Here is a 12,026-nt window from a genome sequence, read left to right on the forward strand (position 1 = left end):
TTGAACCAGTCGGGGTCGCGGTCCCTGGCCGGGGTGTCCTCGAAAGTGTCCGGGACGGGCTCGTTGACGATCATGTGGTGGGTGACCCTCCGATCCGCGGTGAGGTGTCGACGGCGAGCACATGCGCACCGCCCGGCCCCAGTCGCACGAAGTTGACCCTGCCCCAGTTGTAGGTCTCGCCGGTGAGTTCGTCGTGCACGGGGACGGACTCGTGCCAGTCCAGGCCGAGTCGCGGCAGGTCCAACGAGACCGTCGCCTCCTGGGTGTGGTGGGGGTCGAGGTTGGCCACCACCACGACCGTGTCGTCGTCCGAGCGCTTGCTGTAGGCGATCAGGGCCTCGTTGTCCGTCTGGTGGAAGTGCAGGTTCCGTAGCGCGTGCAGAGCCTTGTGGCGCCGTCTGATCCGGTTCAGCTCCGTGATCAGCGGTGCGATCGTGCTGCCCTCGCGCGCGGCCGACTCCCAGTCACGTGGACGCAGTTCGTACTTCTCGGAGTTCCGGTACTCCTCGCTGGCGGGCCCGACCGGAGCGTTCTCGCACAGCTCGTACCCGGCGTAGACCCCCCACGAAGGCGAGAGGGTGGCGGCGAGCACGGCTCGCACTTCGAAGGCCGGCCGACCGCCCCGCTGGAGATGGCCGGGCAGGATGTCGGGGGTGTTCACGAAGAAGTTGGGGCGCATGAAGGCAGCCGTCCCGCCCGACAGTTCGGTGAGGTAGTCGGTCAGCTCCTGCTTGGTGTTGCGCCAGGTGAAGTACGTGTACGACTGCTGGAAGCCGACCGCCGCGAGCGTGTGCATGATCGCGGGCCGGGTGAACGCCTCGGCCAGGAAGATCACGTCCGGGTCGGTGCGGTTGACGTCCGCGATCACCCGCTCCCAGAAGACGACCGGCTTGGTGTGCGGGTTGTCGACGCGGAAGATCCGCACGCCGTGGTCCATCCAGTGGCGCAGCACCCGCAGCGTCTCCTGGACCAGCCCCGGCATGTCCCGGTCGAAGGCGATCGGATAGATGTCCTGGTACTTCTTCGGCGGATTCTCCGCGTACGCGATCGACCCGTCCGCCCGGTGATGGAACCACTCGGGATGCTTCTCCACCCACGGGTGGTCCGGGGAGCACTGGAGCGCGAAGTCGAGCGCGACCTCGAGCCGCAGTTCCGTGGCCCGGCGAACGAACGCGTCGAAGTCGTCGATCGTGCCGAGCTCCGGGTGGATCGCGTCGTGGCCGCCCTCGGGCGAACCGATTGCCCAGGGCACGCCGACATCCCGACGGCTCGCCGACAGGCTGTTGTTGGGGCCCTTGCGGAAGGTGGTGCCGATGGGATGGATCGGCGGCAGGTACACCACATCGAAGCCCATCCCGGCGATGGCGGGCAGGCGTTCGGCGGCGCTGCGGAACGTGCCGTGCACCGACGGGTCCAGCTGTCCGCTCTCCGAGCGCGGGAAGAACTCGTACCAGGCGCCGTACAACGCCCGCTTCCGTTCCACGAGCAGGGGCATCGGCAGCGAGCGGGAGACCCGTTCGCGCAGGGGGTGTGCGGTGAGAACGGCGGTCACTTCCGGGGCCAGGGCGGCGGTGAGACGGGCCGTCGGCCGCCGGGAGTCGTCGCGCAGGGCGTGCGCCGCGGCGCGTACGACCGCTTGGGCAGCCGGGTCCGGTACCGCGTCCGCGGCCCGCTCGTACAGCGCGGCGCCCTCCTCCAGGACCAGCCCGGCGTCGATCCCGGCCGGGACCTTGATTCCGGCGGTGTGGCGCCAGGCGGCCACGGGATCGCTCCAGGCCTCCACCAGATAGGTCCAGTGGCCCACGGATTCCGGTGTGACCTCGCCGCCCCAGCGGTCGGTGCCCGGGGCGCGTTCACGCATCGGGGCCCGCGGGCCGGGGCGGCCGCTCTGGTCGCACAGGACGACTTCGGCGCCGAGCACATCCCGGCCCTCGCCGAAGACGGTGGCGGTGACCTCGAAGGTCTCCCCGACGACCGCCTTCGCGGGGCGCCGACCGCACTCGACGACCGGCTGGACGTCCACGATCGGGATACGGCCGATCGGGTCACGGCCATGGGCCGGGTGTGCCTCCATGATTCGCCTCCGCCGTCCTCGCGCCCTGCCCCTCGGTTCAGAGCTGCACCGAAAATGCCCGACACCACGGTCCGTCTCAGGGACGCCCGCCGACCGCTCGACCCACTCCCCGACCCTGAGGCCCCTGCGTGTGCTGAGAGGCCCGCGCGCCGTGCGTCACCGTCATCGACGACCGCGCGGAAGCCGGTGCCTCGCCCCGCAGATAGTGCTCGGCGGCGTCCACCGCCTCGCGCGCGCAGCGCTTCCCCATCAGCACGCACAGGGTGTACCCCGTGTTCTCGAAGTTGCCCCGCACCGTGTGGTCGGCGGGGGCCATGAGCAGCAGGCGTTCCCAGGCCCGGTATCGCTCCAGATGCCTGGCGACCTCGGCTTTGGCAGGCAGCAGCATGCGCCGGTCACCTTTCCACTCTCTCGACTGCGCACGGGACACCCGGCTGATGCCGGACGGCCGTGCACGGAAGGGCACCGACCCACTACGGAGGGCGGTGCCCTCACTCATGGTGCCTGTACGGGCACTCAGCGTCTTGTTGGCTCTTCAACCACATGAGGGTGGGCTCTCGTGTTGCACGAACGGAGTAGTACTCGCACTCTGGGACTGACTCAAAAGCGATCAGTGCTCACGCTTCGTGATCGGGGCTCGGTCCAAGAAGGGCGAGGAGAGGCGAGAGCTTCGCCGTGAGGAGCCAACGAAGATGAAACCTGCAGTGCCCTGCTACTACCACCTCGACGTGGAGGTCAGCCCGGAGCGGGTTGGCCAGGTCAAGCGCATATTGGGGGCCCATCTCCGGTACTGGAACCTGGATACGCTCGTCGATTCCGTCTGCCACTGTGCGGAAGCGCTGCTGCACACGATCGACCGGCACGCGACGGACAAGAACACCACCATCGAGATGTGGTGGAACGGTTCCCACCTCATCACCGCGGTCTCCGACAACGACCAGGACCTCCGCCCGCACAACGAGCCCCAGGGCTGTCTGGCGCAGATCGCGGCCCTGAGTGACGGCTGGGGCTGCTGTGCCACCGGCGCCGGCGGCAAGATCATCTGGTTCTCCTGGCGGGCCCGCGCCGCCGAGCACGCTCCGCTGGTCCCGACCGCGCCCATGCCCAGTCTGCGGGAGGCCCGCCGGACGCCGCGTCAGGTGGCGCTGCCGGAACCGGCGCTCGCGGCGTCCCGTCACGACACGGAGGCCGTGATCGCCGTGACGTGATCACGACGACCGAGGGGCGGGGACCACCCGCCCCAGCGGCCGTACGTCAAAACGGTGATTCAGGCAGCCGTGGGAACCGGAGCAGAACAGGCGCATCGGATCCATCGGAGGGAAACTGGGACCGAGGCCCCGGACTCGGGTGCCCTGGAACCGGCCCCCAGACAGGGGGAGGAGTATGTCCATCACGACGTCACAGGCTGCGCATCAGGAACTGACGGGATTCAAGGGGCAGTTGATCGGCCCCGACGAATCCGAGTACGACGAGGCACGTGCTGTCTACAACGCGATGATCGACCGGCGGCCCGCCCTGGTGGCGAGGTGCACCAGCGACGAGGACGTCTCCTACGTCATCGGCTTCGCCCGTGACCACGGCCTCCCGCTCGCCGTGCGGGGTGGCGGCCATCACGGCGCGGGCCTGGGGGTCTGCGACGACGGTGTGGTCCTCGACCTCTCACCGCTCAAGGACATCGAGGTCGATCCGGGGGCCCGCACGGTACGGGTCGGGGGCGGCTGTGTGTGGGGTGAGGTGGACCGTGCCACCCACGAGCACGGGCTGGCCACGCCGGCCGGCATCATCTCCACGACGGGCGTCGCCGGCCTCACCCTGGGCGGCGGCATCGGGCATCTCACCCGCAAGTACGGACTGACCGTCGACAATCTCCTGGCGGCCGACCTCGTCCTGGCGAGCGGCGAGCACGTGCGCGCGAGTGACACGGAGAACACCGACCTGTACTGGGCGGTCCGCGGGGGCGGCGGCAACTTCGGAGTCGTCACCTCGTTCCTGTTCCGGCTGCACGAGGTGAGCACCGTCGTCGCGGGCCCCACCTTCTGGCCCGTCGAACTCGGCGCCGAAGTCCTCACCGCCTACCGCGACTTCATCCCGGACGCCCCCCGCGAACTGAGCGCCTTCTTCCTGTTCGGCTCCGTGCCGCCAGGCCCGCCGTTCCCCGAGGAGATCCATCTGCGCAAGGTCTGCGGGGTCGTCTGGTGCCGCGTCGGGGACGACACCGGGGCGGCGGCCGCGGAGATGGCACCCCTCCTCGACGCCGTGCCCGAGCCGCTGCTTCATGGAGCGGCGCCGATGCCGTACCCCGCGCTCCAGTCCGCGTTCGACGGGATCTACCCGCCCGGCGACCAGTGGTACTGGCGCGCGGACTTCGTCGACGAGATCCCCGACGAGGCGGTCGCGTCGCACATCGGGTACGGCGCGACACCGCCGACCTGGAAATCGACGATGCACCTGTACCCGATCGACGGCGCCGTCCACGACATCGCGCCGGCGGACACTGCCTGGAGCTACCGGAACGCACGCTGGGCGACCGTGTACGCGGGCGTGGACTCCGACCCGGCCGGCGCCGAGCGCGTCAAGCGGTGGAGCGTCGACTACTCCGACGCGCTGCACCCGTACTCCGCGGGCGGGGCCTACGTGAACATGATGATGGACGAGGGCCAGGAGCGCGTACGGGCCAGCTACCGCGGCAACTACGCCCGCCTGGCCCGTATCAAGGCCGACCGCGACCCGGACAACCTGTTCCGCCTCAACCAGAACATCCAGCCGGCGCAGCGCACCTGATCACGGCTTGAGGGCGACCCCGCCGTGCACGTCCGTGGGCTCCGGTGCGGTGCCGGGCTCGGGACGCCACAGGGGGCAGGAGACGATGCCGGGTTCGATCAGCTCCAGGCCCTCGTAGTACGCGGTGATCTGCTCCGGGCTGCGCAGCACGTACGGGACGGCGCCCGTGTCGTCGTAACCCTGCTGGGCCTCCTTGAGCGCGGCGTCGGTGTCGGTGCTGTCGTAGTGCACGAAGTAGCTGCCGGGGGGCAGGGCGGCCTGGAGGGTGCGGACGATCGACTTGGCCTCCTCGTAGTCCTGGATGTGACCGAGGATGCCCATGAGCATCAGGGCGACGGGTTGGCCGAAGTCCAGGATCCGGCTCGCGGCCTCGACGATCTTCTCGGGCTCGTGCAGATCGGCGTCGATGTAGTTGGTGACACCCTCGGGGGTGCTGGTCAGCAGCGCCTGGGCGTGGCGCAGCACCAGGGGGTCGTTGTCCACGTAGACGATGCGCGACTCGGGCGCCACCCGCTGGGCGACCTGGTGGGTGTTGTCGTATGAGGGCAGGCCGGTGCCGATGTCCAGGAACTGGCGGATGCCGAGCTCACCGGCGACGAAGGTCACGGTCCGGATCAGGTATTCGCGGGAGGCCCGGGCCATCGTCTCGATGTTCGGCGCGACCTCGCGGTAGGCGTCGCCCGCGATCCGGTCGACCTCGTAGTTGTCCTTCCCGCCCATCCAGTAGTTCCAGATGCGCGCCGAGTGCGGCACCGTGGTGTCGATCTTGGACAACGCCTCTTGGTCGGGGTTGGGCCGGCCGTCTGCCATGGGATGTCTCCTGCCTCCGTCACGCGGTCTGTCAATAACCTACCGTCAACTGCCTTTCACACAGCCCAAGTTGATGATGTGCGCAGGCAGGGCCACGGATGGGGTGGCCGAGGTCCTTGGCGTCCAGGGTCACCACGGGGACGTGCTGGGCGAGGGTGCGCAGCGCCCGCTCGTACGCGTCGACCGCCTCCGTGTCGTCCGTCTCGCCGGTCACGTGGATGAGGGCCCCGTCGCGTTCCGCCACCGCTTCGGCGAAGTCGAGGGCCTGGATCCAGGTCACCCGGGAGCGTCCGCGGCGCAGCGGTCCGTAGACCAGCTCGTGGACGAGACTGCCGTCGACGGCCAACCGGCCCGGTGCGGCGAGGAGTTCGCGGTACGGCTGGGTGGGATCCACGTGATGGAGGGGCCCGCGGCAGAGCCGGACCAGGAATCCGTGCCGGGCCAGCTCGCCGATCAGGGCGCTTCTGCCGATTCCGTCGGGACCGTCGACGACCAGGGTCCGGCACCGGGCGAGGGCCTGGTCGAGGATCATCCCCGCACCTCGCGAGCAGGACCGGTGCGCATACCGCTCCCTCCGGGACGACCGATTCCCTCAGTGTGGAGGGACAACCCGCACGGCGGGAGTGGGCGTGCGGGTTGTCCGGTTGTGCGGGCGTAGTGGTGGTGCGGGTGTAGTGGTGGTGCGGCTGCGGTGGTGGCCCGAGGGGCGGACGGCTCTCCCGGCCTCAGGCGGTCCCGTGCCTCAGGAGACGAGGAAGTCGGCCTGGCCGGACTTCGCGCCTTCGAGGAACGAGATCATCTCGTCCCGGGTGTAGACCAGCGCGGGCCCGTCCGGGTCCGTGGACTGACGGAAGGCCACACTGCCGTCGGGCAGCCGCTTGGCCTCGACACAACTCCCGCCGTTCGTACCGCTCCAGGGCTTCTCCCAGCCCTCGGTGCCCAGGTCGACGGCCGGCATACCGCTGTAGATGGGGTCCTTGAATCCCATGGATCACAACTCCTTACGCAATTCGGCCAGGATGGCCCTGGTCCGAGCGACCGGTTCCGCCTGCACGGACATCCGGTCCAGTACTTCGAGATAGGTGACGACGTCGCCGGGCCGGTCGACATAGACGGCACCGGCGAGGCTTTCGGTGTAGATGACGTCGGGCAGTTCCGAGAAGCCGAAGCGGAAGTGGTGGAACGGGCCGAAGGCGCCGGGGTGTGCCCCCACCCCGAAGCGCATGACCTGGATCCGGACCTTCGGCATGTCCAGGACCTCGTGCAGCCGGTCGATCTGGGCCCGCATCACCTCGGCCCCGCCCACCGGGCGGCGCAGCACCGTCTCGTCGAGGATGGCCCAGATGGCGGGCGCGTCCGGCTTGGCGAGCAGGTCCTGCCGCCTGGTCCGCAGGGCGACGCGGCGGGCGACATCCTCCTTCGACTCGTTGGGGAAGCCCACGCGCATGAGCGCGGTGGCGTAGTCGTTCGTCTGCAACAGGCCCGGAACGTAGTGGGGTTCGTAGAGACGGATGACGCTGGCTTCGCTCTCCAGGCTCACGTAGGCGCTGAACCACTCGGGCAGCACGTCGCGGTACTTGTACCACCAGCCCGGCTGGTTGGCCTCCCGGGCCAGCGCGAGGAAGTCGTCGATCTCCGTCGCCGGCACCCCGTAGGTGTGCAGCAACTCCTTCACATAGGGGATCCGGAGGCCGACCTCGGCCTTCTCGATCCGGCGGACCGTCAGCGGAGTGACCTCGATCGCCCGTGCCGCCTCCTCGAACGACACTCCCGCCTGTTCCCTCAGCTGCCTCAGACGTTTGCCGAGAACCATCCGCAGGACCGTGGGTGCGCTGCCGCCCGAGCGGTTGTCACTCACGTCCTACCTCCCGGTACGGCTGTATCACAGCGTGCAGTGTGCCACGCGGTCGTTGACAGAGACAGGGCGATGCGGATCGTTCTGAAATTATCAGAACGCCGGTTGCGTGTTGAGCCTGTCGGCGACCATAGTGACCGAGTGACCTGTCGCACAGTCCCTGGCGACATCGTTCAACTGTGCTGTGCCGTAAGGGAATTGATGTACCAGCAGATACGGGCGCAGCCGTACGGACCGTGATGCGAGACCTGGGTGGCCACCGTGACCGACGGACAATCAAGGAGCGCAGGCAAGGGCCCCGGCGGGGCCAACTCGGCGCTGGCGGCCGCCCTCAAGGAAGCCGGTTGCTCCTACGCCTCCCTCGCCCTCAGGGTCAACGAACTGGGCCGCCGCCAAGGCGTGGACTCCAACTACGACAAGGCGTCGGTCACCCGCTGGCTCCAGGGCCAGCAACCGCGGGGCACCACGCCGGAGTTGATCGCCACCGTGCTCTCCGGGCGGCTCGGCCGCGCCGTGTCGCCCGCGGACCTCGGCTTCCACTCCGATCAGCAGCGCCCGGTCGCGGGCCGGGCCCTGGTCTATGGCGAAGACATGGCGGAAACCCTTCACACCCTGGCCGAACTGGGCTCCACCGACATCTCCCGCCGCAGCCTCCTCGGCTCGGTTCCCTTCGTCGCCGCCGCGCTGACGAACCCCCAACGCGAGTGGCTGCTGTGGCTGTTGGAGCAGCAGGAGGGCTTCCGCCCGACGGTGGTGGCGAGCGGCGGACCCGTCGAGCAGGTGCACGCGATGATCGCCATGTTCGACCAGATGGACAACCACTACGGCGGTGGCGGGGTGCGCACCAGCATCGTGCACTACCTCTCCACCGAGGTCGTGCCCATGCTCCAGCGCCGCGGCACCCCGCCGCAGCTGCAAAGGCAGTTGTACGCCGCTGCCGCGCGCCTCGCCGCGATGGCCGGCTGGAGCTCGTACGACGCGGGGGAGTACGGCCTCGCGCAGCGGTACATGACCCAGGGGCTGCGCCTGTGCGCCGAGGGGCGCGACCGGGTGCTGGGCGGCCAGATCCTGGCCGGGCTCTCCCATCTGGCCACCAACCTCGGCCGCCCCGACGAGGGGGTGGCGCTGGCCCGGGCCGGAGTCGCCACCGCGAAGGGGGCGGGCAGTCCGCTCGGACTGATGCGCCTCTACGCCATGGCGGCACGCGGGCATGCCGCCCAGGGACACTCGTGCGAGGCCTCGGAGGCGCTGCGCCTGGCGGAAGGGCAACTGGACATGAGCCGGGGCCCCGACCAGGAGTCCGTCTGGGTGCGCTACCTCGACCACCACTATCTCCAGGCCGAGGCCGCCCTGTGCTTCCGTGACCTGGGGCTCGCCGCCCAGGCCGAACGTACGGCGAGCGAGTCGCTGAGCGCGGGCGGTGACCGGCGCAGACGCCAGGCCATCAGCCGCTCGGTGCTCGCGACCGCGCATCTCCAGCAGGACCGGCTCGACGAGGCCGTCGGTACGGCCACCGAAGCGCTCGACACCCTCAGTACCGTGCACAGCGAACGGTCGATCCAGGCCCTGCGCGACTTCCGCACCCGTCTGGAGTCACGCCGCCACGAGCCGATGGTGCAGGAGTTCGAGCGTAGGTCCCGTGCGGTGCTGGGGGCGGTCGCATGACGGGGAGCGCGGCGGTCGGCCCGGTGGGTGACTTAGCGGGAGCGGTCCGCGAGAGGAGAGCGGTCCCCGAGACGGGTGCGGTCCCTGAGACGCGAAGGGTCCCTGAGGCAGGAACGGTCTGCTCAGTAGCCGTCCGGCGAGGGCGCGTTCTGGGCGCGGTCGACAGGGAGGTGGGCTCCGGAGATACCGCTCGACCAGTCGGACAGCAGAAACGCCACCACCCGGGCGACCTCCTGCGGAGCGACCGGCGCTCCGCTCGGAAGCTCCGTCGCCACGAACCCCGCGTACGCCGCGGGGTCCTCCCGGCGCATCCGGTCCCAGCGCCTGCCCGGGATGAGCATCGACCCGGGGGAGACGGCGTTCACCCGGATTCCGTCCGGGCCCAGTTCACGGGCGAGCGAGGCGGCCAACTGGATCTGGGCGGACTTCGCCACCCCGTACTGGACGGGCGGCCCGGGCTTCCAGCCGGAGATCGACGAGATCACCACGACCGATCCACCCCCGGCAGCCCGCAGATGCGGCACCGCGGCCCGGACCAGGCGTGCGGCATGGCCGACGTTCACTTCCCAGGTCGCCGCCCAGTCCTCGGCGTCCGTCTCCTCGAAGTGGCCGCCGCGAGAACCGCCCGCACAGGCCACCACCCCGTCGAGCCCGCCGAAACGATTCGCCATGGCCGCGACAAACTCCTCCAGGCGCTCCGGTTCGGTGACGTCGAGCGCCTGGGTGAACAGCGGGGAGTCCAGCGATGCCGTCAGCGCCGCCAGGTCGCCCGCGTGGCGCGCGCAGGTCGCCACCCGGGCCCCTTCGGCGGCGAGCAGCCGCACGATCTGCTCGCCGAGGCCCCGCGTTCCACCGGTGACCAGGACGCGCTTGCCGCGCACCCCCGACCACCCGGTGGGATCGCCTGGGCGCACCGGCGTCCGGCTCCCGCTCACGTTCCTCACCCGATCGAACATACATCCCATGCCACTACGTGCCTGCAACCGGACAACCCCGATACCCCCTGGTCGGCGCGGGGCCGTGCCCTGTTGGCTGCACGGGCAGCCATCGAGCACATCCCCCACCCGCGCTGCAACGAAGGAGGACCGATGACGGCATCCAGGGCTCATCGCCGCGGGCCGTCGCACTCACCGCGGCACGACGCCGTCGTGCTGCCCAGGACGCACCCCAGCCTGGTGCGGACCACGGTCCCCGCCCAACCCTCGCGCGCGGCCGGAGTGCGGGACATGGTCGCCGAGCACCTCACCCCTCTGCGTCTGCCCTCCGAGTGCCTCGACAACGCTGTCCTCGCGACGGACGAGTTGTTCGCCAACGCGGTCAGACACGGCAGTCCCGGCCCCCGCGACACGATCACCGTCACCCTCGAACACATCGGGCACGAGCTGCGCGTGACGGTCGCCGACCGTTCGTCCGCCCTGCCGCGACCGCGCGACACGGGCGACGCCGAGGAGTCGGGACGCGGACTGGCCATCGTGGCCGCACTGACCGACGACTGGGGCATCGCACCGCCCGACCCCGGCACCACGGGCAAGAAGGTGTGGTTCACACTGGCGCTCCGGGGCATGCCATGAAGCGATTACCGGGGCATGTCACGGGCGGCATGCCGACGGAGCCGGACGGCGCAAGGTCGGGGTCGGACGGAGCACCGGGGGAGCTGCACGGAGCACCGGGGGAGCCGGGTCCGGCGTCCGCGCGGATCCTCCCGGCACTCGCCGCCGCGCTCGCCCGGGAACTTTCGCGCCGGGCCGACGAGGAGCGGCACCTGATGCGGCAGGCGCGGACGAACCCCACCCCACAGGTCCGGCGCGGCCTCGTCGAATGCCGCAGGACCAACGCCGACGCCCTCGGGATGATCGTCCGCCGACACGGCTGGCCGGCCGCGGACCTGATAGGCGCGCCCGCCTCGACCGCTGCCCTGATGATCCTGCTGCACGCTCCGGACCTGGACTTCCAGCTCCGCTGTCGCGACCTGATCGCCCAGGCCACCGCGGACGGGCGCTGCCCCGGCCCGCACCACGCCTACATCGCCGATCACTGCGCGGTCGAACTGGGCCAGCCCCAGTTCTACGGCACCCGGGTCGACCCCGCGACCTTCCGCCCGTATCCGATCCGGCGGCCCGAGACCCTCGAGGAGCGGCGCCGCGACGTCGGCCTCGGCCCCCTCGACGAGCAGATGCGGAGGCTGCGCCGCGGCGCCTGAGAACGTGATGTGCAGCACGCACGGAAATGTCCCCCGGGCGGCAGGGACACGGGTTCTGGCTGGGCACGGCTTGATCGCCGATCAAGGAGGGCAAAAACGCTGGCCACGGCGCGTTCCGCCCATTTGACACCCAGTTGAGGGCACAGATAGGAAACAGCTCTCTGAGGTGGAGAGGTGGACCGTGCACGAACCGAACGTGGTCGGGGACTGGCAGGAGTACGACGAGCACGCCGGCCTGCGCGTCCGCGTCCACGGGGTGGAGCGGGCGGAGCCGCCGCGCGGACGCGACGACGCCGCCGAAGGGCTCACCTACTTCCGGTGCCGGGTGACCGTCGAGAACCGTGGCGGCGAGCACTTCGGCATCCATCTCGAGGACGGCCAGATGGACATCCGTGTCGGCCCCGACGGCGAGAGCGCCTTCCTGGACTGGCGTAACTCCCAGTTCATCGAGGGCTACGACGTCTACCCCCTGCGCCGGGCCACCGCGGTCCTCTTCGCCGCGGGCCCGGACGCCTCCCTGCCCCGGTTGGACATCCAGATCCAGCTGAAGGTCGACGACGAGTGGACGGACCGGTACCTGTGCGGCGGGGGGGGGGGCCCCCACACGCGGGGGGGGGGCGGGGCCCGCCGGGCCGCCGCGG

Annotated in this window: 13 protein-coding genes; 6 read left to right on the plus strand and 7 right to left on the minus strand. The window is 70.3% G+C overall.

Translation table 11 applies throughout. The features are described from left to right. Positions 1 to 70 precede the first annotated feature (70 nt). A complete protein-coding gene (locus tag ACFVWD_RS09325; RefSeq protein WP_389594700.1) occupies positions 71 to 2,074 on the minus strand; it encodes an alpha-1,4-glucan--maltose-1-phosphate maltosyltransferase in 2,004 nt (667 codons plus the stop codon). Positions 2,075 to 2,150: 76 nt separating this feature from the next. Continuing rightward, positions 2,151 to 2,462, minus strand: coding sequence for a DUF5133 domain-containing protein (locus ACFVWD_RS09330; RefSeq protein WP_389594701.1), 312 nt, complete (start codon positions 2,460 to 2,462; stop codon positions 2,151 to 2,153). 304 nt (positions 2,463 to 2,766) lie between these two features. Between ACFVWD_RS09330 and ACFVWD_RS09335 the strand changes: the two genes are divergently transcribed. Further along, a complete protein-coding gene (locus tag ACFVWD_RS09335; protein ID WP_168488092.1) occupies positions 2,767 to 3,282 on the plus strand; it encodes a pep a2 in 516 nt (171 codons plus the stop codon). Positions 3,283 to 3,457: 175 nt separating this feature from the next. Beyond that, a complete protein-coding gene (locus ACFVWD_RS09340; protein WP_389594702.1) occupies positions 3,458 to 4,855 on the plus strand; it encodes an FAD-binding oxidoreductase in 1,398 nt (465 codons plus the stop codon). Here ACFVWD_RS09340 and ACFVWD_RS09345 read toward each other — a convergent pair whose 3' ends face one another. The 4 genes from ACFVWD_RS09345 to ACFVWD_RS09360 form a co-directional block, all read right to left on the minus strand. Continuing rightward, on the minus strand, positions 4,856 to 5,665 hold the full coding sequence (locus ACFVWD_RS09345; RefSeq protein WP_389594703.1) for an SAM-dependent methyltransferase: 810 nt from the start codon (positions 5,663 to 5,665) through the stop codon (positions 4,856 to 4,858). Positions 5,666 to 5,696: 31 nt separating this feature from the next. Further along, positions 5,697 to 6,197, minus strand: coding sequence for a hypothetical protein (locus ACFVWD_RS09350; protein WP_389594704.1), 501 nt, complete (start codon positions 6,195 to 6,197; stop codon positions 5,697 to 5,699). A gap of 210 nt (positions 6,198 to 6,407) precedes the next feature. Continuing rightward, positions 6,408 to 6,653: a DUF397 domain-containing protein gene (locus ACFVWD_RS09355; RefSeq protein ID WP_389594705.1), complete on the minus strand. Its 246-nt coding sequence runs from the start codon at positions 6,651 to 6,653 to the stop codon at positions 6,408 to 6,410. Between the two features lie 3 nt (positions 6,654 to 6,656). Continuing rightward, positions 6,657 to 7,478, minus strand: coding sequence for a helix-turn-helix transcriptional regulator (locus ACFVWD_RS09360; protein WP_168516884.1), 822 nt, complete (start codon positions 7,476 to 7,478; stop codon positions 6,657 to 6,659). A gap of 294 nt (positions 7,479 to 7,772) precedes the next feature. On the opposite strand from ACFVWD_RS09360, the gene ACFVWD_RS09365 reads away from it, so the two are divergent. Continuing rightward, positions 7,773 to 9,185: a hypothetical protein gene (locus ACFVWD_RS09365; RefSeq protein WP_389594706.1), complete on the plus strand. Its 1,413-nt coding sequence runs from the start codon at positions 7,773 to 7,775 to the stop codon at positions 9,183 to 9,185. Positions 9,186 to 9,307: 122 nt separating this feature from the next. On the opposite strand, the gene ACFVWD_RS09370 is transcribed toward ACFVWD_RS09365, so the two are convergent. Beyond that, positions 9,308 to 10,120 (minus strand): SDR family NAD(P)-dependent oxidoreductase, encoded by an 813-nt coding sequence (locus tag ACFVWD_RS09370; protein WP_389594917.1) that lies wholly within the window; start codon positions 10,118 to 10,120, stop codon positions 9,308 to 9,310. Between the two features lie 153 nt (positions 10,121 to 10,273). On the opposite strand from ACFVWD_RS09370, the gene ACFVWD_RS09375 reads away from it, so the two are divergent. The 3 genes from ACFVWD_RS09375 to ACFVWD_RS09385 all read left to right on the plus strand — a co-directional run. Next, positions 10,274 to 10,756, plus strand: a complete 483-nt coding sequence (locus ACFVWD_RS09375; protein ID WP_389594707.1) for an ATP-binding protein — start codon at positions 10,274 to 10,276, stop codon at positions 10,754 to 10,756. Further along, positions 10,753 to 11,385: a DUF6624 domain-containing protein gene (locus ACFVWD_RS09380; protein ID WP_389594708.1), complete on the plus strand. Its 633-nt coding sequence runs from the start codon at positions 10,753 to 10,755 to the stop codon at positions 11,383 to 11,385. The genes ACFVWD_RS09375 and ACFVWD_RS09380 overlap by 4 nt, the downstream gene beginning before the upstream one ends. Before the next feature lie 181 nt (positions 11,386 to 11,566). Continuing rightward, positions 11,567 to 12,026: hypothetical protein (locus tag ACFVWD_RS09385; protein ID WP_389594709.1), on the plus strand; the 460-nt coding region annotated here is incomplete at its 3' end.

The sequence above is a fragment of the Streptomyces sp. NPDC058086 genome (assembly GCF_042885015.1).
Lineage (GTDB): Bacteria > Actinomycetota > Actinomycetes > Streptomycetales > Streptomycetaceae > Streptomyces.